General features: G+C 33.8%; 23 protein-coding genes and 1 pseudogene. 4 read left to right on the plus strand and 20 right to left on the minus strand.

Annotated features, from left to right (window positions below; genetic code table 11):
* Positions 1 to 103: 103 nt before the first annotated feature.
* From PQ479_RS18605 to PQ479_RS18615, 3 genes are read right to left on the minus strand one after another with little or no spacing between them, the layout of a single operon-like run.
* Positions 104 to 454 (minus strand): hypothetical protein, encoded by a 351-nt coding sequence (locus PQ479_RS18605; protein WP_047988068.1) that lies wholly within the window; start codon positions 452 to 454, stop codon positions 104 to 106.
* Positions 455 to 476: 22 nt separating this feature from the next.
* Positions 477 to 746 (minus strand): 30S ribosomal protein S14, encoded by a 270-nt coding sequence (gene rpsN / locus PQ479_RS18610; protein WP_047988067.1) that lies wholly within the window; start codon positions 744 to 746, stop codon positions 477 to 479.
* Between the two features lie 52 nt (positions 747 to 798).
* Positions 799 to 2,025 (minus strand): metal ABC transporter solute-binding protein, Zn/Mn family, encoded by a 1,227-nt coding sequence (locus PQ479_RS18615; protein WP_047988066.1) that lies wholly within the window; start codon positions 2,023 to 2,025, stop codon positions 799 to 801.
* Positions 2,026 to 2,244: 219 nt separating this feature from the next.
* Between PQ479_RS18615 and PQ479_RS18620 the strand changes: the two genes are divergently transcribed.
* Positions 2,245 to 3,096: a metal ABC transporter permease gene (locus tag PQ479_RS18620; RefSeq protein WP_047988065.1), complete on the plus strand. Its 852-nt coding sequence runs from the start codon at positions 2,245 to 2,247 to the stop codon at positions 3,094 to 3,096.
* Positions 3,097 to 3,189: 93 nt separating this feature from the next.
* On the opposite strand, the gene PQ479_RS18625 is transcribed toward PQ479_RS18620, so the two are convergent.
* From PQ479_RS18625 to PQ479_RS18645, 5 genes are all read right to left on the minus strand, one after another.
* The gene (locus PQ479_RS18625) at positions 3,190 to 3,591 is read right to left on the minus strand and encodes a Fur family transcriptional regulator (RefSeq protein ID WP_047988238.1); all 402 of its coding nucleotides are present in this window, start codon (positions 3,589 to 3,591) and stop codon (positions 3,190 to 3,192) included.
* Between the two features lie 259 nt (positions 3,592 to 3,850).
* Complete coding sequence (locus tag PQ479_RS18630; protein ID WP_047988064.1) at positions 3,851 to 4,849, minus strand: metal-binding protein ZinT; 999 nt, start codon at positions 4,847 to 4,849, stop codon at positions 3,851 to 3,853.
* Positions 4,850 to 5,393: 544 nt separating this feature from the next.
* Positions 5,394 to 6,191, minus strand: coding sequence for a phosphotransferase (locus PQ479_RS18635; RefSeq protein WP_047988063.1), 798 nt, complete (start codon positions 6,189 to 6,191; stop codon positions 5,394 to 5,396).
* A gap of 209 nt (positions 6,192 to 6,400) precedes the next feature.
* Positions 6,401 to 6,577, minus strand: a complete 177-nt coding sequence (locus PQ479_RS18640) for a hypothetical protein (protein WP_273717150.1) — start codon at positions 6,575 to 6,577, stop codon at positions 6,401 to 6,403.
* A gap of 378 nt (positions 6,578 to 6,955) precedes the next feature.
* Positions 6,956 to 7,519 carry a GNAT family N-acetyltransferase gene (locus PQ479_RS18645; protein WP_047988062.1) on the minus strand — a complete coding sequence of 188 codons (564 nt, stop codon included), beginning with the start codon at positions 7,517 to 7,519 and terminating at the stop codon, positions 6,956 to 6,958.
* Between the two features lie 292 nt (positions 7,520 to 7,811).
* On the opposite strand from PQ479_RS18645, the gene PQ479_RS21950 reads away from it, so the two are divergent.
* Both PQ479_RS21950 and phaZ read left to right on the plus strand, forming a co-directional pair.
* A complete protein-coding gene (locus PQ479_RS21950) occupies positions 7,812 to 9,005 on the plus strand; it encodes an ABC transporter permease (RefSeq protein WP_047988061.1) in 1,194 nt (397 codons plus the stop codon).
* A 52-nt stretch (positions 9,006 to 9,057) separates the two neighbouring features.
* Complete coding sequence (gene phaZ / locus PQ479_RS18650; RefSeq protein WP_053070332.1) at positions 9,058 to 9,915, plus strand: intracellular short-chain-length polyhydroxyalkanoate depolymerase; 858 nt, start codon at positions 9,058 to 9,060, stop codon at positions 9,913 to 9,915.
* 137 nt (positions 9,916 to 10,052) lie between these two features.
* On the opposite strand, the pseudogene PQ479_RS18655 reads toward phaZ, so the two are convergent.
* Positions 10,053 to 10,325: pseudogene (locus PQ479_RS18655) on the minus strand (GNAT family N-acetyltransferase); the annotation flags it as partial.
* A 355-nt stretch (positions 10,326 to 10,680) separates the two neighbouring features.
* On the opposite strand from PQ479_RS18655, the gene PQ479_RS18660 reads away from it, so the two are divergent.
* A complete protein-coding gene (locus PQ479_RS18660; RefSeq protein ID WP_047988059.1) occupies positions 10,681 to 11,985 on the plus strand; it encodes an acyl-CoA thioesterase/bile acid-CoA:amino acid N-acyltransferase family protein in 1,305 nt (434 codons plus the stop codon).
* A gap of 221 nt (positions 11,986 to 12,206) precedes the next feature.
* On the opposite strand, the gene PQ479_RS18665 is transcribed toward PQ479_RS18660, so the two are convergent.
* The 11 genes from PQ479_RS18665 to PQ479_RS18715 are packed head-to-tail and all read right to left on the minus strand — an operon-like array spanning position 12,207 to position 20,435.
* Positions 12,207 to 12,623, minus strand: a complete 417-nt coding sequence (locus tag PQ479_RS18665; RefSeq protein WP_273717151.1) for a hypothetical protein — start codon at positions 12,621 to 12,623, stop codon at positions 12,207 to 12,209.
* On the minus strand, positions 12,624 to 13,334 hold the full coding sequence (fabG, locus tag PQ479_RS18670; protein WP_047988057.1) for a 3-oxoacyl-ACP reductase FabG: 711 nt from the start codon (positions 13,332 to 13,334) through the stop codon (positions 12,624 to 12,626).
* Entirely contained in the window at positions 13,331 to 14,290 is a 960-nt protein-coding gene (locus tag PQ479_RS18675) for a beta-ketoacyl synthase N-terminal-like domain-containing protein (RefSeq protein WP_047988056.1), read from the minus strand. The genes fabG and PQ479_RS18675 overlap by 4 nt, the downstream gene beginning before the upstream one ends.
* Before the next feature lie 20 nt (positions 14,291 to 14,310).
* Positions 14,311 to 15,504, minus strand: coding sequence for a beta-ketoacyl-[acyl-carrier-protein] synthase family protein (locus PQ479_RS18680; RefSeq protein ID WP_047988055.1), 1,194 nt, complete (start codon positions 15,502 to 15,504; stop codon positions 14,311 to 14,313).
* Positions 15,505 to 15,516: 12 nt separating this feature from the next.
* Positions 15,517 to 15,975, minus strand: a complete 459-nt coding sequence (locus PQ479_RS18685; RefSeq protein ID WP_047988054.1) for a 3-hydroxyacyl-ACP dehydratase FabZ family protein — start codon at positions 15,973 to 15,975, stop codon at positions 15,517 to 15,519.
* Positions 15,962 to 16,222, minus strand: coding sequence for an acyl carrier protein (locus PQ479_RS18690; protein WP_047988053.1), 261 nt, complete (start codon positions 16,220 to 16,222; stop codon positions 15,962 to 15,964). The genes PQ479_RS18685 and PQ479_RS18690 overlap by 14 nt, the downstream gene beginning before the upstream one ends.
* The gene (locus PQ479_RS18695; protein WP_047988052.1) at positions 16,219 to 16,608 is read right to left on the minus strand and encodes a 4'-phosphopantetheinyl transferase family protein; all 390 of its coding nucleotides are present in this window, start codon (positions 16,606 to 16,608) and stop codon (positions 16,219 to 16,221) included. The genes PQ479_RS18690 and PQ479_RS18695 overlap by 4 nt, the downstream gene beginning before the upstream one ends.
* 13 nt (positions 16,609 to 16,621) lie before the next feature.
* Complete coding sequence (locus tag PQ479_RS18700; RefSeq protein ID WP_047988051.1) at positions 16,622 to 17,851, minus strand: MFS transporter; 1,230 nt, start codon at positions 17,849 to 17,851, stop codon at positions 16,622 to 16,624.
* The gene (locus PQ479_RS18705; RefSeq protein ID WP_047988050.1) at positions 17,851 to 18,771 is read right to left on the minus strand and encodes a lysophospholipid acyltransferase family protein; all 921 of its coding nucleotides are present in this window, start codon (positions 18,769 to 18,771) and stop codon (positions 17,851 to 17,853) included. The genes PQ479_RS18700 and PQ479_RS18705 overlap by 1 nt, the downstream gene beginning before the upstream one ends.
* 12 nt (positions 18,772 to 18,783) lie before the next feature.
* Positions 18,784 to 19,857, minus strand: coding sequence for an arginase family protein (locus tag PQ479_RS18710; protein WP_047988049.1), 1,074 nt, complete (start codon positions 19,855 to 19,857; stop codon positions 18,784 to 18,786).
* Positions 19,854 to 20,435, minus strand: coding sequence for a zinc metalloprotease (locus PQ479_RS18715; RefSeq protein ID WP_047988048.1), 582 nt, complete (start codon positions 20,433 to 20,435; stop codon positions 19,854 to 19,856). The genes PQ479_RS18710 and PQ479_RS18715 overlap by 4 nt, the downstream gene beginning before the upstream one ends.
* Positions 20,436 to 20,696 lie beyond the last annotated feature (261 nt).

Consider the following 20,696-nt stretch of genomic DNA (forward strand, 5'->3'; position numbering starts at 1 on the left):
AACGGAATGACCAAAGGACAAACCACCATTTATTTAATGAAGGTTTGTCACATCGTATGGCTATCTTCCGTAATAGATTAAACATTTGCAGTATGACTGCTATTCACTCATAAGAAAATAAAAACAACTTACCGGTTTCTTTCTCTAGACTACTGGAATAATCAATCCATTTGACCTTTCTAGAGGTTTCCTCTATCATTTTGTTAATTTTTTCTTCTACTTTATCTAACTGATATTTCACGGATTCTACTTCTAGCAAGAAAAAGTTTGCAGCTTCGACAATCGGAGAATGCTCAATTAATAGTTGTAAATAATGCTCTTTATTCATCGCCTGATTCTCAAGCACCATTTCTTTTTCTATAATAAATGTATATATCTCCTGTTCCTGCGGTGATAAATTCCTCACCGCTCGACGATACATAAATTCCAACAAGGCAGGACTGTCTTTTTTCATCATTTAGAACTCCTTATTACAATTACCAGCTTGCTTTCTTTACACCAGGAATTTGTCCCTTATGAGCGAGCTCTCTAAACGCAATTCGCGACATTTTAAATTTACGAATGTACCCCCGAGGTCTCCCTGTTAATTCACACCTATTCTTTAAACGGGTAGGAGACGAATCTCTAGGCAGCTTACTAAGTGCACGATAATCTCCCTTTTCTTTCAATTCCTTTCGAATGATTGCATACTTTTCCACTTGCTCTTGTCGCTTTCGCTCTTTCACTACCTTTGATTTCTTTGCCATTTCTCTAACTCCTCTACAACTTAAGTGTAATTATTACGATTTATTTCCGTGGTTAATGATTTAAAGCTTCTTCCAAGGTCTCAATGTTCTTTTTCATCATACTAAAATAGTCTTCGTCATTGTCCAAATCTTCTTGTGAGACGCTTTCCATATTCCTTAAAATTAAACTTTCAGCTCCAATTTCCGAACGAATTAATTCTGAAATCGTAGAGCTTACATTATTTTCGAATATAACATATTGAAGATTATTTTCTTTTGCTACATTAACAAGTTCAACTAATTGTGCTTGAGAAGGTTCCTGAGTAGGAGATAACCCTAAAATACTTAACTGTTCCAAACCATATCTATCCTCCCAATATCCGTATGCTGCATGCGAAACAATAATTTGATTGTGATCAGCCTTAGAAATGGTCTCAAGTAATTGTTGATCTAACTCTTCCAGTTTAGACTTTATTTGAATAAAGTTACCTTCAAAATATTCACTTTCGTCTGGAATCAGTTCAATCAACATTTTTTTAATTCTTTCTGCAATTTCAATACTTAAAATAGGGTCTAAAAATACATGTGGATCTCCTATACCACTATCACCATCATGATTATCAATAATAACGGTCGCTATCTCAGACTCTGCCTTAATCTCATGATCACTTCCAAATAGTACCGCTTTTATTTGCTGGCCGTTAACATTGGCTATCCCCGTATATTCGGAACCTTCTTGCCCTGACGCTACTTCCCACTCATCTTCCCCAGGCTCTCTCTTATACCAATGCCAATGGTCGTTTCCATTATTGTCCTCTATATTAGCCGTTAGCTTTATCTCATCTCCTGTATGGTAATGATGGGCTACCCCTTCTAATGTAAAGGTTCCATGATCCACTATATGTTCCGAGGAGTTTTCAAGTGAGTGGGGTTCTCCCCTCAAATTAATTCCTTCTCCTGCAGCTAAGATATGTACAACTTCATCTTTAAGGCTGTCTTCTATTCTTTCTGCAAAGGGCTCCATCCCCACTCCGGAATAAATAAAAATATCAGACTCTGCAATATTTACCATATCCTTCGACGTAGGCTCATACGTATGTGCATCTGCATTAGGCGGATATATGCTCTCTACCTCAACAAATTCTCCACCTATTTTTTCTGTAAAATCAGCTAACGCATAAATAGATGTATATACTAATAAGGTCTCATCAGCTGTCATCCCCTCGTTTGACTCTTGAGATTGACAACCAATTAGTACAATTCCTAATATAATCAATAATAATGATAACCTCTTTCTCATACTTCTCTCCTTTATAATTGATTTTGTTTAACCATTACTTTCGATTCACAATATGAGCTCTCCACTAACACATAGTGACAAATCGTAATTATTACGTTTTATAATATCCTACAACATTTCTATCTGTCAATAAAAAATAATTTATTTACATACCTACTTACTTTAGGATATACTACAAAACGACTTAATCGTAATAATAACTATTAAGAAGGTGTTGCTATGTTAGATGTCTTTTTTCAATACGATTTTTTAAAAAATGCTTTATTTTCTGGATTACTAATTGGATTAATCGCACCTATGATTGGTGTTTTTCTTGTAGTAAAGAGAATGTCTTTAATTGCAGATGCATTATCTCACATCACATTAACAGGTATTGCCTTTCACCTGCTTCTAGCTTCATTGATTGTCCCATTAGCAAACTATGATCCCATTTATATGGGCGTGCTCTTCTCAATTTTAGGGGCTATTTTTATCGATAAGCTTCGAACAATCTATCGAAATTTTGAGGAATTATCCATTCCAATTACATTATCGTTAGGTGTTGGTTTAGGTGTGGTTTTTATCTCCATAGCAAATGGGTTTAATACAGATCTCTTTGCTTATTTATTTGGAAGCATAGCCGCAGTTGGACAAAATGATTTAAATGTGGTTCTATTTGTTTCAATCTTCAGCATCATTGTTTTAATCATATTTTATAAAGAATGGCTTTTTTTAGCTTTTGATGTTGAACAAGCTATTACATCGGGGATTTCTAAACGTTGGTTAGATTTACTTTTTACAATTGTTGTCGCACTTGTTATTGCTGCTGCCATGAGAATAGTAGGCATACTTCTCATTTCGGCTTTGATGACATTACCCGTATCAGCAGCCATACAATGGGCTAAAAGCTTTAAACAAATGTTTATTTATTCTGTCATTTTTGGGGAACTATCCGTTATTTTAGGGATTTTCTTAGGGTATCACTTTAGTTTAGCCCCAGGCGGTTCCATCGTAGTTGTAGCTGGGTTATTTTTATTAGGGAGTTTAGGTGCGAAGAAAATGTTAAGCAAGCTTCATGTCTACGCCCGTTAATTATGCCTTTAACGGGTTTTTAGTAGATAATCTTTGAAATAAAAAACCTCATAACATTGAATTAAGTTATGAGGCTTCTATTCTTATTTTAAACTATATACCTTGACACTCTTCACAAACTCCATACACTTCAAATCGATGGTTCAAAATTTTAAAGTTTCCAGGTAATTGTAATTCCTTTCCCATCGGACAGAATTCAAAATGCAACGTCTTTTCACAACTTAAACAGATTAAATGATGATGATGATGAGTCGTGCAGTTTTCCCTAAACTTCAATCCATCTTCCATAAAATAAAAATGTTCCAATATCCCCATCTCACTTAAGATGCGAAGGTTTCGATATACTGTATCTAAACTAACACTAGGATACTTATTAGACATTTTTTCATAGACGTCTTTTGGTGATAAGTATCCATCATGATCGATAAAAATCTGAGCTAATGTTTTTCTCTGTTCCGTTATTCGCCAGCCATTTCGAGACATAACTTGAACCATTTCACTCAATTTAGTTTGACCTTCTAACAATTTTATCCGTCCCTTTCTATACTCTTATGTTTATATGTATTTTATCAACAAAATAAATGTTTGTCATATGTGTAAAAAAACCATTGGTAATTTCTAAATATGCTATGACACCTTACGTTCATTAACATGACAACAGAAATAGCGACTCATTTATCCTTTGTTTAGAATAAATAAGTCGCTACGTCATTTTACCACATAATTAATTAAGAAAAGGTCACTATTTCATTATTTAATGAGCAATCATCTCATGAATAATCTCATCTGCACTCAGTTCAGAAGGATAATAAGTTGGCCAATTCGTAACTTCATCTAATAATTCCTCACGGTCATCACCCCAATACAAATGAAAATGATGTGATTTAGTAGGAAAAATAATATGATCACTAAACTGGATAAATTGTGGAAGTTTGGTAGTATCCCCATTTAATTTAAATATATATCTAACACCTCTATTACCTGCTTCATAGGTTAGAACCTCATATCCATCATAAACATATTCGCCCGAAAGCTCTTCTCCATTTTCGTAAAATATCACCTGATTACCTTCAATAACGATTCGTTCGACGTCTGTCTCATAACCAATCGTATAATACTCTTTATACTCTTCAGTAGTCATATCACCATGCTCTGCTTTATGTGAGAAAACTTCATCTAATTGATCAGCTTGTAGATATGGATATACCGATTGCCAGTCTCCTTCCCAATCAGAAAGTGTCCGATCCTCTATTTGACTATCTTCAAAATATCCTTGATAAATCTTTTCTTGTTCTTCATCATGGTCATGTCCATGGTGCCCATGATGATCATCAATAGTTATCACCACTGGAGCGGACTGCACAAAAGGTTCATGATCATCATTAAACAGAACTGCTTTAATTTCTTGACCGTCGACTTCAGCCTCACCGATGTAATGAATATCACCGTGCTCAGGTACAGTTACCCACTCTTGTTCACCTGGCTCTCGCGTATACCAATGCCAATGCTCAAATTCCGTCTCTTCTTCAAAGTTAGCTGTAAGTTCAATTACATCACCAGTATGATAATGATCCGCTAGTCCTAGAATAGTAACATCCTCTGGAGCTTCTTGTTCATGGCTGTGGTCATGATCATCATGTTGTTCATGCTCATTTGTTTCTTCTTCTTGAGAATTGTCCTCGTTGGAATCAACTGCTTGGCACCCCACCAATAATAAAAAGCTTAAAAATAGTACTCCTAAATTCTTTCTCAATGAATTCCTCTCCTTTTAACTAATCGTAATTATTACGATCAAATACTATCATGTAACTTTTAATATTGCAACATCACTTTTTATTTTATTTAAAATAGGCAGTGGCTAAAAAATAGTTAAACAAATAGTAGAATTGAACCGGCAATCAATTAGTGGAGTACATCGATACCTCAGATAATGGTACATGTAATGGTTATTGGGAGTATCCTGATATAAGATAGATAGATGGATGAATATGAACTTCTAGCTCGATGCTTTTTATTAAATCTTGTATAAATAGTAACCCCCTATTCTCTACTCAAGAATAGGGGGTATCGGTATCTGTTTTCAAATCTATTATCTTACCGTAGCTTGTCCACCATCAACAGGGAGTAATTGTCCAATATCTTATTTTGTAGAGGAAAAGTAATAGTTTATATAGCGATTAATAAAGATATTAAGCCTATACCATTAGACAAGTTTACCCACTCTTGTCGTACTACCTATATATAAAACAATAGCGTTAAACCTCAGAGGCTTAACGCTAGGGCATTCTGTTCACCTTTCAAATCCAGTCTTCCCCATGTTTCCGAATGAACTCGATCTCCTTTGCATAATGATCGCGTTCGCCCTTGTCGATCATCTTTTGAAAAGCCGGGTTACCTTCATTGGCTTTCCTTTGCATCGTTTCACATAATCCTTCAAGCCTTAGTATGACCATCTCTAAGAAACCTGTTTCCAATCCAGCTATGCCATAGGATTCAAAAAATAACTTAACTCTTTGTTTGATACGCTCAGCATCTTTGGTTGGCTCATAATAAACCGTTTCAAATGTTTCAGTATGCCAAAGTCTGCTTAAGGGAACGCATGTATAAAGAGTATATGCTATATCCCAAAGTCTAGGACCAGGAGCAGCATGATCAAAATCAATAATCCCTACCGGCTTTTCATGGTTAAATATAATATTATAAACAGCGAAATCATTGTGACATAGCACCTCAATTGGCTCAGGCGTATGGTCGATTGGTTTCCAATTTTCTTCGAACGGGAAGTCCCTCACAGCATCATGATAGAGGCGCAGCATTTTTGCTACCTCTGTTAAAGCATCATTAGACCACATATATTTCTTTAAAGGATAATGACCCGTTTCTCCTTCAATGAATGATATAATTTCTCTATTCCTTTCATCCATTCCTAAAAACCTCGGTGCGTAATTGAAGCCTTTGTGTTCTAAATGCTTTAATAACTTATGAATTTTTGGACTATCTTCGTTCATATCTCGTCGTACAGTATCTCCTACCCGATAGACATTGGTGACATTCCCACCTGATAGTTTTTCTTCGTTTTCATGTTGATCGTCCATGAAACCCCCCCTATATAGGGATTTTATGTAAGTTTTAATAGAGATGTATTTTTACCTATCAATAAAAAGCACATACTCAAAGGTATCTGCCTGGTAATAGGAATCGAATTGTCCACACCATAAAATCCCTTGAATGATTTAAGATAGACAAATAAACGTATCCTCAGCAAATAAGGACCGAATTGTCTTCATCTAATTAAAGAATCATTTCAAGGTATTCCACATATATAGTCTAGATTCCCCTCTCTTTTACATCTCTCATCAATCATATAAAATAGAAGTCTAACAGTCAAGATAAACATCCAAACATTGGTTACACTAATAAAAATTGGATTAATAACCATACAATAGTATTCACTATCAATAATAATGTTTTTCCAGTCCACATTTCACCTCCACCCATTATATGTCCGACTTGTGAGGGTGATACGGTCTGCCATGAAAAGAAATGTCGCCTCTTTCGACATGGCTATGCTCGGCACATTGGTATTCTTTGAATCGAAGAACTAGATGTACCTCGCCAAAGATGTAAAGCATGTGGATTTACTTTCACTCATGACTATGGATTATTGCTTGTCCGTTCATCAAGGAAGCCTTTCGCCTCGACATCGTCAAGCGGTGTCATGGTCGCTCTATTGAAAGATGTGGCAGACGAATATCAACTTCCTTACTCAACTGTTGCGTGTTGGTTTTATGGATATGGAGCTGACCTTTTAGTAACCGATAGGCAGCTTTGCCCATGTTAGCTTCCTCCATTTACACTATCACTTTATTAGTGAGTAAATACAAATGTCAGTTAGCTTGTTACCGTCTGCGGTTAAATCTTCATTTCTTAGCGTTCCTTCTAATTCAAACCCAAGCCTCTCTGGGATTGAACGACTTTTATAATTGGTTGATTCACATCTTATTCCTATCCTCCTAAATTTAAGTTGTTGAAAGCCTAGTTCTATTAGCTCTTTAACCGCTTCTGTCATATATCCATTACCAGCAAATGGCGAGTTCATCCAATAACCAATCTCACACTTAGAAATCTCCCAATCAATTGCGTGAAGGCTAGCAGTTCCAATAAATTCATTAGTATCCTTAAGAAAAATAAGATAACGTAAGCTCTTCCTTTTCAAAAAATCGATATGAGCCTTTCTCAGGAGAATTTCTGTTTCTTCTAAAGTAGGCGTTGTTTGGAATAGACTCAACCATTGCTTTAGCTCATGAATTGAGTCCCTGACAGCTAGGTATACGACATCGCCATCAGTAGCTTGAAGTGGTGCTCGAAGGAATAATCTATCTGTTTCTAATTGTAACGGAACATCTACTAACATTGGATTCATATAATTGCCCCTTTCTTGAAGTTATGGCTTTTTTTATTTACCCTGTTGAGCTTTTTAGTTCAATAACTTCTACAAGAAAGGATGCTTCTCCTTCTTTCACATAGGCAACCCGTTTTTAGCATCACTGTTGCCAGATTAGAAGATATGCATTCCCTAAAAGATAAAATGAAAAAAATTGCAGATATGGGAACTTAAAGGTTAGTTTGTGGTATCTTTATGTAATAAGGAAAATGGACATTTTTGTTAACTTCGATATAAAATGAGGATATGATTCAATGAAGGTATGGGTGTAATGGATATACAAACATTATGGGGTTTAAGGGTTCAGGAATTTTATAAAAAGATGTTCAAATACTATTCAATCATTGGTGCAAATGTTGTTTACTTTTTTCTGATCATTAGTAGTATCTTTCTTTATTATTTTCATTTATTTCTTCAGTGGATACCTCCCCAAATATCTGTTGAAGTAATCTTATCATTATTTGTAGGCTTTATTTTAATACGGACAAAAGTACGGACTTTTGTTAAAAGGGCAGATATACACTTTTTGTTGCCCTTAGAATGGCGATTAAGGCCCTATTTTATTAAATCCCTTATATATAGTTTTGTGATTGATGTGATTAAATTGGTCGGTTTCATCACGTTTTTTGTATCCCTATTTTTGCACACAACACATATAAATCTTCTTTTTCTTTGCTTTATAATAGGGATGGCTGCTTATAACGTTTTAATGAAATGGATTGAACAATGGTTAGCGAACCATGTACAACTTGTGTTACATAGGTTAAATAGGTTTTTTCTCATCTGTTTTATGTGTTATTTCTTGTTTAAAAATGAGTGGCTTTATGCCCTTATATTAATGAGTATAAATTTCGTCTATTTACTTTACTTTATAAGGAAAAAAAGAAATTTGAATTGGCAGTGGCAAATAGATGAGGAAGAAAGTGCTTTATTAAGAAATTTTAAATTTATTAACTTTTTCATAGATGTCCCTAATCTTAAACGCTCTTTTCGGAGTAGACGATTACTCACAATGCTTCTGCGAAGGAGTATCCCGCATAATCGGAGTAATACATTCGTATATTTATACTCACACTTATTTGTTAGATACAATGATTACTTTTACCTTTATTTAAGATTGACTGTCATTGGACTATTTGTTAATTATGCGATGCCAGCAAGTGGTTGGATCATTAATCTCCTCATTTTATTTATGACTGGATTTCAAGTAATTCCTTTACAACATGAACTAAAAGAAAATGTATTACTTTATCCAATTTCCAAATCGCAGATCAAAGATTCTTTCTTAAAGTTTGTCTTGCTCATACTATATACGCAATTTTTTCTTCTATATTTCGCCATGTTTTTGCTTACTTTTACTGCTAATTTATTCAATCTTGTAATCGGATGTTTATTTGTTTATGGATTTGTCTATTTTTTCATATCAAAGAAAGTCAATGTCTTAGGGAATACCTTTCCCGAATAGCTTGGTTTCACCTTACAAGGAATATCCTTTAATAGAGGAAAGGAGCGTGCTTATGAAGGTCTTATTAAAAAATGGAGAAAGTATTTTTTATGAAAAGAGGGAAGGTGGAGACCTTATTCTTCTATTAATACATGGGAATATGGCTTCATCGGTCCAATGGGATTTGTTAATAGAACATATGGATTCAAAGTATACAGTGTATGCGATTGATCTACGAGGTTATGGTCAATCGAGTTACCAGCAGCCAATCAATTCCATAAGAGATTTTGCAGATGATATAAAGCTATTTGCTGAACAGTTAGATATAAAGAAAGCAGATGTAATTGGTTGGTCAAACGGAGGTGGAGTTGCTATGCAGTTTGCAGCGACATATCCAGATTATGTGAACAAATTAATCTTGCTTGCCTCGATGTCTACACGAGGTTATCCAGCTCTAGACGAAAAAAATAACAGAGTCCATTCAAGAGAGGCTATCAACAACACTCCTAGTATAAGAATGCTGTTGGACGCTCAAGAAAACGAAAATACTGAATTATTTAAGGGTGCAATGAATCATCTTCTTTACTCAGTAAATAAACCAAGTGAAAAAAGGTATGAAAAATACCTAAGAAGTGCGATTCAACAACGTAATATTGCCGATGCCGCTCATGCTGCGAATATATTTAACATTAGTGCACAATCAAATGGTTTAGTTGAGGGGACTGGTGAAATTAAACACATCAATATGCCTATTCTGATCATTTGGGGCTTGAATGATCAATTAACTTCCCAACAAATGACACTTGAGATTATAAAGGATTTAACTTTAGCCGGTAAACCATTTAAATATGTCCCCATTAATGCTGGTCATGCCCTGTTAGTCGATAATCTTAACGCCGTTCTCGATGAGATCAATAATTTTTTAAGGTAATTTATGAATGACTCAATGTTACCTCTATTAAAGAATGATTAACTTACTCTTCTAAATAGAAGTAAAAAAGTGATACCTATTATCATGACTAATAGGTATCACTTTTTGTTTTTATGACTTTTCTAATAAACAACCGCCACTTTCCTGGAACAACATTTTCTTTCATCTTTCACGACTGTACAGCACCAACCAATAAATTCTTCTGTTTCCTTAATAAATATCCCTAGTTTTAATAAATGAACATCTATGTTTGATGTAGTTACAACGGAATCAAGAAACGCTTTATTGGCTAGTATTTCTTAGTTAGTAACCCAATCAACCCTCTGTTCTTTTGTTAATTTCCAGTCTGGCAAAAAATTAAAAATTTCTGGTTGATTTGATATTCTTGTTGTACTGTTCAGCAACCCCATCTTATTGACTAAATACCTCAAAGCCTGCTTTTGATAGAATCCTAACGCTTGATGGCTAAGCGTATCGACCTTCATCGTCTTACAACCTAGCTCGGCCCAAGACGTTCAGTTTCCTTAGGAAGATAAAGTAACCGATCAAAAGAAGCTATTCAACGAAGCTTTATTCGACATTATCAATCATTAATTTCCAAAGCCATTCCATTATACGCCATCATGATAAAATGGGATTCAAATGTCTTATTCAAGTAGTATGCAAAGCTGCACATGATATTGAAGTAGATTAGTTTTAAATAAATTGAATCTTTCGCTTGTTTAATACGTATATAACCAGAGAGTATTTAAAAGGGGCGCTTAGATGCAGATTAAAGACAATTCAAAAATAGAAATTATTGTAAACGAAAGAGCAAGTATATTGGAACCGTTCAACGTACAAATTAAAACTCGCCATCCAGAAACAAAGTTTGAGATAGCTTTAGAAACAAAAGATGACGATAACAAGGAGTTTAAATCAAAGGCTGTATTTAAAAGTGATAAGACTGGTTTAATTAATTTAGAAACAAATGGACCAATCAGTGGTGATTATGAATCCATTGATAATCTAGGGATGATATGGTCCATGTCTTATGCTGGTAAGAAAAATCGCATGTTTAATAAACAATCATCGAAACCTATAAAATTCGAATTAAAACTTCAGGACCTTGATGGCCATATTTTAGCTAGTAAATCATTTGAAAGGTATTTTTTTAGTGAAAAAATAATAAAGAAAGACTTTAAACATGACTTTTTGGGCACTGGATTTTATCCTGAAAATGAAAAGGAATTACCAGGAGTAATTATTTTAGGAGGCTCAGATGCTTCTGTTCATGAATCTGCGGCTGCGTTATTAGCTTCTAAAGGATATTTTGTTTTAGCTCTAGCCTACTTTGGGAAAGAGGGCTTACCAAAAGGCATTCAAAATATACCGCTTGAATATGTAGATAATGCGTTCGTATTTTTGGAGAACCAACCTAATGTTAATAAGGAGAAACTAGCTATAATTGGTCATTCTAGAGGAGCAGAACTTGCTCTTTTATATGCCTCTAAATTTCCTAAGTTAAAGGCAGTAATTGCATCTGCACCAAGTTCGATTATTTTTTCTGGCATAGATAACTTTCAACCTACATCTAATCCAGCTTGGACATATAAAGGTGTCCCCTTTCCCTATTACCCTATAAAAAGTGGGTTTAAAGATACTTTTACCATTTTTAAACATTTAATCCTTAGAAAGCCTTATTCAAATATAGAAGGTATGAAGAATAATCTAAATGATAATGAGAAGATAAAACTTTACTCTATTCCTGTTCAAGAAATTAAATCACCTATTATGGTATTAGCTGGTACAGATGATCATGTTCAACCCGTTGAAATATTTATAGAAAGAATGAAATTAGATTTAAAAAACCATGAATATAGGAAAACAAATAAGTTTATTATTCACCAAGGAGCAGGACATTTTTCGGCCTTCCCAAGTAATTTACCAAACCTTCCACAAACTACGGAGGAAGGCAATGCTTTACTAACTTTTAGTTTTGGAGGCACTAAAAAAGTGAATGCAAGTGTCGCAGTTCAATCATGGCAAGAGGTAATTACATTTTTAGGTGATCACCTTCTGAAAGATTAAATAAACATATCCTGTAAACTAGCAAGAGGGTTCTTAAAATAAAGAACTCTCTTTCTTATGTTACAAACGAGGCAATTTGGTTTAATAATCATGACCAAAAGATATTCTCACCACTAGTAATGATGACATCGAAACACGTAATTTATGTTTAAAAACTTTGTTAATTCATATTAAAACGGACCATTTACTTTCTAATTACTGATATAAAAAAAAGAGGTTCATTATCCAGTTTTAGGAAGACCTCTTTCTAATTCAAAGATATTAAATTCAAAATCACGATTGAATACATCGAATAACCCCTCTAGCTCATGTTTAAAGAAATAATCGTATTTAAATTTTTGATATAAATAATGAGATGTAATGAATATATCTTCTTTTTCTATGTTAGAGAACGAATTAATATTATCTTTTATCAACTTACAATAATGCTCAATACCTTGATATCGAGACTTTGTTTCAAGGTGACATATCACAAAAAATATATACATATTTAAGAATTTCTTTGTTACTAAACTCGTTTTTCTTCTTTCTTGTATAATTAATTGATAAAGAATTTCCGTTTTTTCTTCCTCATTACAAGTAACTAAACTCGACTTAATATCAGCAAATGACATATATGGTTTCTCATTTACCACCATTTATAATTTTAAACCGCCATCAACTACTAGTGCTTGTCCAGTAATATATGAAGATTGTTCACCAATTAAAAAATCTATAACACCTGTTAAATCATTAATATGACCAAACCTTTTTAATATGATGTTTTCTGATAAGTTTCCTTCATCTAAATCCTTAGTCAAATCCGTTTTAATAAAACCCGGACAAACTGCATTTACTCTGATGTTATATTCCCCTAGTTCTCTTGATAAAGATTTTGTGAATCCTATAATACCTGCTTTAGATGCAGAATAATTGGTCTGACCAACTATACCCATCATGCCAGAAATGGAAGAAATATTAATGATGATACCTTCTTTTTGCTTTATCATTACTTTTGCTACATGTTTAGAATAATTAAACGTTCCATTCATATTAGTTTCAATAACGTCATTCCAACTTTTTTTATTCATGAATAGTAAAGAGCGATCGTTTTTTATACCTGCGTTGTTTATTAAACAATCAATCCTCCCATGTGCCTTTACAATTTTCGCTACTAACTCATTGGCTAATTTATAATCTCTAACATCAGCTTGATGTGGAATAACATTAATAAACTGTTCTTTTAGTTTTTTTGCTTCTTCTTCATTACCCATAAATGTGAAATGAACCGTGTGACCTGCATTAGCTAAAAATTCGACTATACCTCTACCGATGCCCCTTGTACCACCTGTTACTAATATCGTTTTCATTCTTTCACTCCCTTATATACGGCCATAAGCCCTTTATTACCTATTTGATTTGCATCAAGAACTATATGATTTCCTTGTTTTTTTAAAGCCAACATTGCCTTAATAAGACTAGAGACAGACAGTGTATTCCCAAAGACGCTATAAGTATTAGAGGTTTCTCTAGCGTAATCATTAAGTATACTTGGTGAGCAAGTATCTAGAAAATTACCAGACCCATAAAAAGCATGCTCAAAGGTTTTACCACTTAATACTTTGTTGATTTTAGTAAAATAATCCTTTTCATTAATTTTATAATCCTGCCAAGTATCTAGTACCTCTAAATAACCATAATTCGAGTTGATTTCTTCACGTGACAACACAAAACTAACTGAAGATTCTGATATTATATTGAACTTTTTATCAATATTGTTCTCTAATATTGGTCCTTTCGTTTCATCGGCACCAATTACAATAGCATAGTCAATTACATGATTATTTAAATACATACTCGCGGCCTCAATAGCGTCTAAAGATGATGTAACACCATTTTGTAACAATAGATTAATGCCCTTAATACCAAAGACAATAGAAACCCAACCAGGAATATTATTCAAAACGGTATTAGTAAATTTTTTGGGGCTTACGAAATCAGCTCCTTGCTCATAAGCAACATCTAAAAACTCATATACTTCGTTTAAATAACCGATTGAATTCCCTACGAATACGCCTACTCTTTCCTTATCCCAAGCACGATAATCACCAGCATAATCTTGTAAAGCTAACCAAGTTGAAGATAAAGCCATTTTTGTCGTTTTACTTATATGTTTAATACCCTTATATTTGAAATATTTACTTGGTTCAAAATCAGCGACATTGTAAGTCTCTATGTTCCCCTGAATCCAGGATTGATAGACTTGATTTATTTCATTTCCCCATGGCGTGACACACCCAATACCCTGTATTGACACTTTACTCATTTATTATCCTCCAACATTTCTTAATTTATTTTTTGAAATACAACCGATGCATTCATTCCTCCAAATGCTGATGAATTATTTAAAGCTATATTAATTGGAAACTCTCTTTTCGTATTTTCGATACAGTCGATCGACAGTTCTGGATCAAGTTCATTGAAATTTATGGTTGGAGGAGCAACTTGGTCCCTGATAGCGAGACAACATACAATACTTTCAATTGCACTTGCTGCACCCATTGAATGCCCTAACATGGACTTTATCGAACTCACCGGTGTCCTGGAACCGAATACTTCATTAATAGCTTTCCCCTCTGCTTTATCATTTGCAGCGGTACCTGTTCCATGAGCACTGATATAACTAACATCTTCAGGTTTTATGTTGGCAGAATGTATAGCCATATTCATACAACTAATAAGGCCCTCACCTTCAGGATGTGGTGCTGTAATATGGTGAGCATCTGTACTTACTCCATAACCAGCAACTTCTGCATAAATCTTGGCATTTCTTCTCATAGCATGTTCGTAATCTTCTAAAAGTAAGCACCCAGCTCCCTCTGCTACCATCATACCTCTCCTATTTTTATCAAATGGGCTACAAACCTGTGGGGCTATCGCATTTAATCGATGAAATCCATAATAAGCTACTGTAGAAAAAGGATCCACCCCAGCAGCAAAAGCTACGTTGGTCTTCCCGTTTCTTATACTCTCAAAAGCATTAATCAAAGCATAATTTCCTGATGCACATGCATTTCCAATTAAGCTTGCTTTTCCTTCCAGTTTAAATTCACTCGTTGCGTTAGATAAAATCGTTTGTAGATTATTTTGTTCTCTAAGATCGTCGCTTGGGTGTTTATTTTCCTTACTTAATAAATGTGTCTCCTGTGATGATACTTCTCCCATAGTAGTGCCGACTACAAGTGCTGCATCTTTATAAATCTCATAGTTAATATCAGAATCTTCAATACTCCTCCTCATAGCAGCAATTAATAACTGAGAACCCCTTCCTATCTTAAATGCATCATTGGTTTTCACATACTTCTCCGGGTTGAAACTCTGAACCTGTCCACCGTTTCTCGAAGTTAATAGCGTAATATTATTCCCCTTTATGTTCGATATACCACTAACACCTTTTTGACAATTGTCCCAAAATTCCTCGAGCTTTTCTCCAATAGACGAAATAACCCCTAATCCAGTAATAACAACTCTCCTACTCATAAAATTCCTCCATTACTCTTCATCAATCTTTTTTAAAACAAAAGTCAATTCTCCCTTTGCAACAACCTTTCCATCTAACTTAACTACTGCTTCTGCAAAGGCTGAGTGTGATACTTTTTTAATTAGACGGATTGAACAGTATAGCCTTACATCAGGTGTAACTACACGCTTAAATTTAAAGTCTGAATGATATAAAAGCGGAATCGTATCACTTTCAATTTCACTTCCTAAATGTTGCAATAACAGGATGGCACTTTGCGCTGAGAATTCAATTATGAAAACACCTGGAAATATTTTTTTGTCAGGAAAATGCCCCTTAAAATAATATTCTTGACTTAGTACATCTTTAAACGTAGTAATTTCACTACCTGTAATATCCGAAACACCATCTACAAAAATCATCGGGTCGCTATGTGGTAACAAAGCATCAATTTCCGTTTTGGATAATCCCAGTAATTCAGATCTCTCCATAAGCTAAGCCTTCCAGGACCTCAATAATATTACTAACACTAGTAAAATCAACTAACTTATCTTCTGGAATCTTCACTTTGAACTCTTTCTCTATCGCAACTAATAATTCTAATAGGGACATGGAATCCGCATCCAAATCTTCTACTAGGTCCTCACACTCTTCTACCTCTTCAACCTCAACTTCTAGAACATCCGCAATGATTTCATTCAACTTCTTTACATTTACAACCTTATCTTTTAGAATCACTTAACTTCCTCCTCTAATTTTAATGTTAATGATGCGATACATAAATCTGGTGATTGGAAAACTTCTATACTACATGTTTTATTACTAAGGAAAGTACTATTTTCTAAACTTAAATTAAAAACACCATTCCTTATATGCACATTTATTTTTTTCAAATCTTTTAACTTCATATAACCATTTGATGCTTTAATAAAAGATTCCTTAATAGCAATGTAAGCTGAAAGTAAATCAATTTTATTATTGCAGTCCTCTAAACAATAAATCTCTTCCTCAGTTAACCAGCGTAATAAATATTCTTCATAATAATTACTATTAAATACTTTTACGATAGTCACTTTCTCTATGATATCAATCCCCATACCATAAATGACTGCTGAATTATTCATCTCTCTAATCTCCTTATGCACTACTATTCTCAAGATGGAGTTCTTTTTCTGTATTCAATGATGGGATTATAATTAAGCAAATGACCCCAACAGCTATTAAATAAGAAGAAATAACAAATCCGATGTTTATCACACCCAACTTCTCAATTAACAATCCGATTAATAAATAACCAGGGACACTTGCAGCCGTAATAATAATATTGTAAACACTAAACACTCTTGCCAAATAATTCCGATCCACATTAGTTTGTAAATAGCTCACCATAAAAATGTTTAAAATACCTTGAGATAATCCTCCCACAACTAACAGTAGCTGCAATACAATGAATGGTAATTCTAACGAGAAGCAAAAGATAACAACACCAAAGGTAAATAACGAAAACAAGAAGCCATATTTTTTATCTATCTTTTTGTAAAGGATTGGGCTAACTATTGAACCAATTAATATCCCGATGAATGTAGGGGTAGCAACCATATATAAACTATTGGCCCCTTCTCCAATGATTTCGTGTAGATAGCTTATTAAATAAACATCAATAGAAGCTCCAACTATCCAACCTAGACCAAACACTATGAATAGTCTGAAAATCTTATTATTTGCTTTGATATACTGTAACCCTTCTTTAGTTGATTCTGATAAAGACTTTCTCGGTGTCAATTCGTCTCTTTTTTTCTCAACATAAGGTTTAATTCTTGATATAAGAATTAATGAACCTAAGTAGAACAATGACGCAAATAGGATTTTAGAATAATCGGTTAAATTAAATATGAATAATAATGCTGCAAAGCCATAAGCAATCAGTTTTGAAATCATATTAATCATTCTAAAGAAACCATTCGCCTTAGGAATCTCTTCGACGCTTAATATATTTGGTATTAAGGTAGAGCTCGCTGTACTAAAGAAAATATTGATAAAGGTTATTAAGAAAATGAAAGAAAAGATTAACAACAAAGATTCAATAAAATAAAAACTCATTATGAAAAATAGAAACACAGTTATAATTCTTAGTAAATTAGAATACATCATAATTTTTTGTAAGTTTTTATTTTCAACAAAAGCACCCGCATGAAGACCAAACAATACGACAGGCAGGGCTGAACACACTAGGAATACTGATGTTCCAATCCCTCCAACTCCCACTTGTTGCAACAAGGTCAACAGTATAACAAACAGAATCGCATCCCCAAAAGAGCTAAAAAACGTTGATGAAAATAACAACATAAATTTTTTGTTTCTTACCATTACATTTCACCTACCTTATAAAAATTTCCATCCTCTAAACTCAATCCAAATAAATTTTGTTTGTCATAGTAGTCCACGAGCACATCAGAATGAACATCCACCTGTTTCCAATCTGACACCTGTAAATGATGGCGGTACCAGAACCTCCAATTTTCAGGATTTTTTCGTAGTATGTTTAGAAAGTGGCTATACATTTCCTTAGCCGAATCATGGATATTATTTTTAGTGACTTTAATTAATGGCTGGGCTTCTAAATATTCATTTCCATTTTGATCCGTTACAATATTAATACAACAAACAGGCTTATTAATAATTGACAATAGCCTAAAAATGCCACTTCTAATAGTTACCACTGAAGACAAGTAGTTTACTTCAATTGGATTAAAGTCCTTTCCTACACCAGTATTTCCATCTAAATATAAAAATAAATGGTTTTTTTCTAATGTTTTCAAAATTTCGAATCCTATATTCTTATTCTCAGCAATCAAAACTTGGTCAATTAGGTCCTTCTTAATCTCATACTGTTCAAGCTCTTTTTCTAATTCACTAGTTTTTTGATCGATTAATAAAGATAATTTATAAGAAAGTCCTCTATCTTTAAGAAATAGGGCCAGATAGAATGGAATAAGCCTATAATTATTTAGATGAAATGATACAAATACCCCTGCTTCTTGAACACACTCAAAAATGTGTTCTTGACCTTTTATTCCTTTAAAACCCTCAAAACTAAATGGACTCACCCTTATAGTATTCTGACTCTCTATCTTCCACATATACTCGTACCATATTTCTAAAATTGAAGAAGTTGAGTATTGTAAGGGTTTTAGTTCCTTTATTAAATTACTAAGAGCTCTCAAATATTCAAAGTCATGTACTTTTTGTTCCTTTAGCTTTTCTATAAAATTAATTTTTTCGTTCACACACAACCCTCGCTATACTAAGCTATATTTTTTACCCATTAAATGTAGTAATTGAATTAAGACTTTAATAACAGGATCATAGACGGATACCTCTCCACCACTTTTCCCTTCAACAATGTCTAATCCGCATATATCTATTGGTAAGGAATATATACTATCCAGTGTATTTTTGACCTCGTTCATTTGCATCCCCTCTTGAATAGGGAAATCTACTAAAGGGAATATTTTAGGATCGAAAGCATCCGTATCAAAACTAACGTACCCTAATAATTCATTACTACGAAAATCTATTGGTAATTCATCAAGTAACTCACTTATATTGTTCTGTCTTAAATCACGAGCAGATACCTGAAATAATTTTGGATGCTTATACACTTGTTCTCTTGACCTGAAACCTCTTACACCAAATTGGATGACCCCATAAATCGATTCATCATCTAATAAATATTTTACAAAATTCGCATGATCTAGATTCTCCTGACGGTGCTTTAGGCTATATCCACAATCATGGTGAGCATCAAATTGAAATAGGACAAACTTCTTTTTCGGATACAGCTTCTTCAGCCCATTAATTGCATAAAAGGTTAAAGAATGATCTCCGCCAATTGTTAATAATTTTGAATCGGAAAAGTGAGTAAAAGCTATAACATCATCCAGGCATTTTTGAATGTCACATTGATCAAAAACTTCTTCCATATCACCTAAATCTTTAACAACCGCATCTTGCCAAAGTAACTTATTATCGTCCACATCATATATTCCAGACATGCTTTTTAAATTAAAATCATAAAAGTTGGTATATGCATAACTAGCTCTGCGCAATACCTCTGGGAAGTGGCGGACTGCGGATTTCTGCATATTGGATCCCCTGTTATATGGAACGCCTAATACAAAAAGATCAGCTGCTTCAAAATCAACACAATTCTTTAGGTTAAAAAAGGAATGATCAACGCTTTTGATATAATTTAAATGCCTGGGCAACATCTCTTTTTTAAAAGGGTTATCCGACAACCAAAATTTATCAAAGCTCGAATTTGCCAATATCACCTCTGAATCATTTACCTTATAAATATACTTGTTAGTCACACCCTCACAACCTTTGCATAATAGGGCCTTAATAGTTTCCACCAGAACGGTAATGCCAAAATAGTTAATAACGCAATCGTCCACATCGTATATTCGGGGTTATTGACGATCGTTAATTGAAAATACAAGATAGAGAATAAGAATACAAAAGAATATAATGTATAGCTTAATTTTTTATAAATGACTTGCTGCTGATTAGGTAGCACATTCTGTATAAACTGACCATCTGAACCTTTACTCGGAATTAAATGACGAAAGACCATTGGCAAGTAAGCAATCGCAACTAATTTTAAAGCAATCAAATACGGTTGCATTATAAAAATAAGTATTAATAATAGTTGTGCCATTGGACCAGCTATAGAAATAATAATATCTTCTGTTCTCGTTGGTTTTCTTCCGAAATTAAATCTTACATAGAACTTCTTCTCACTCAGGCTTGCAACAATTTTTTTACTTTCTGCTTTCATAAAAATAGCCCCAAGATAATGTCCACACTCGTGAACAATTAGACTGATATAAGAATGGAGCGGGAATAAAGCGATGAATAAAATAACGTCAATAAGTTGTAGCTCCATCATTCAAACACACCCTTACCTACAAACAAATTTGCATTCATATAATTTAACTACCAATACTGAGTCAGAGCCCTTTAGCCAATCAAAATTACGCATTTACATAATTGAATTAAACGAGAGTCTTGGTGGAAATTTTGCTTCTATTTTAATTAAACATACAGGGCCCTATCAATATTTTTAACCTAGCTTAGCGGGCACAACGGATAATTACGACATCGCCATTTCTTTGCTCTTCGAACTTTTCTAATTCTTCCACCGTTACTG

Origin of the sequence: Alkalihalobacillus pseudalcaliphilus (genome assembly GCF_028610675.1) — a bacterium.
In the GTDB taxonomy this organism is placed as follows: Bacteria; Bacillota; Bacilli; order Bacillales; family Bacillaceae_D; genus Alkalihalobacillus; species Alkalihalobacillus pseudalcaliphilus.

Coding starts and splice junctions, on each gene's coding strand:
- PQ479_RS18700 (WP_047988051.1), bottom strand. CDS start 17,851: ATGGTAAGAAACAAAAAATTTATGTTGTTATTTTCATCAACGTTTTTT.
- fabG (WP_047988057.1), bottom strand. CDS start 13,334: ATGAAAACGATATTAGTAACAGGTGGTACAAGGGGCATCGGTAGAGGT.
- PQ479_RS18675 (WP_047988056.1), bottom strand. CDS start 14,290: ATGAGTAAAGTGTCAATACAGGGTATTGGGTGTGTCACGCCATGGGGA.
- rpsN (WP_047988067.1), bottom strand. CDS start 746: ATGGCAAAGAAATCAAAGGTAGTGAAAGAGCGAAAGCGACAAGAGCAA.
- PQ479_RS18680 (WP_047988055.1), bottom strand. CDS start 15,504: ATGAGTAGGAGAGTTGTTATTACTGGATTAGGGGTTATTTCGTCTATT.
- phaZ (WP_053070332.1), top strand. CDS start 9,058: ATGAAGGTCTTATTAAAAAATGGAGAAAGTATTTTTTATGAAAAGAGG.
- PQ479_RS18685 (WP_047988054.1), bottom strand. CDS start 15,975: ATGGAGAGATCTGAATTACTGGGATTATCCAAAACGGAAATTGATGCT.
- PQ479_RS18605 (WP_047988068.1), bottom strand. CDS start 454: ATGAAAAAAGACAGTCCTGCCTTGTTGGAATTTATGTATCGTCGAGCG.
- PQ479_RS18665 (WP_273717151.1), bottom strand. CDS start 12,623: ATGGTGGTAAATGAGAAACCATATATGTCATTTGCTGATATTAAGTCG.
- PQ479_RS18615 (WP_047988066.1), bottom strand. CDS start 2,025: ATGAGAAAGAGGTTATCATTATTATTGATTATATTAGGAATTGTACTA.
- PQ479_RS18645 (WP_047988062.1), bottom strand. CDS start 7,519: ATGAATCCAATGTTAGTAGATGTTCCGTTACAATTAGAAACAGATAGA.
- PQ479_RS18625 (WP_047988238.1), bottom strand. CDS start 3,591: ATGGTTCAAGTTATGTCTCGAAATGGCTGGCGAATAACGGAACAGAGA.
- PQ479_RS18620 (WP_047988065.1), top strand. CDS start 2,245: ATGTTAGATGTCTTTTTTCAATACGATTTTTTAAAAAATGCTTTATTT.
- PQ479_RS18635 (WP_047988063.1), bottom strand. CDS start 6,191: ATGGACGATCAACATGAAAACGAAGAAAAACTATCAGGTGGGAATGTC.
- PQ479_RS18695 (WP_047988052.1), bottom strand. CDS start 16,608: ATGAATAATTCAGCAGTCATTTATGGTATGGGGATTGATATCATAGAG.
- PQ479_RS18660 (WP_047988059.1), top strand. CDS start 10,681: ATGCAGATTAAAGACAATTCAAAAATAGAAATTATTGTAAACGAAAGA.
- PQ479_RS21950 (WP_047988061.1), top strand. CDS start 7,812: ATGGATATACAAACATTATGGGGTTTAAGGGTTCAGGAATTTTATAAA.
- PQ479_RS18715 (WP_047988048.1), bottom strand. CDS start 20,435: ATGATGGAGCTACAACTTATTGACGTTATTTTATTCATCGCTTTATTC.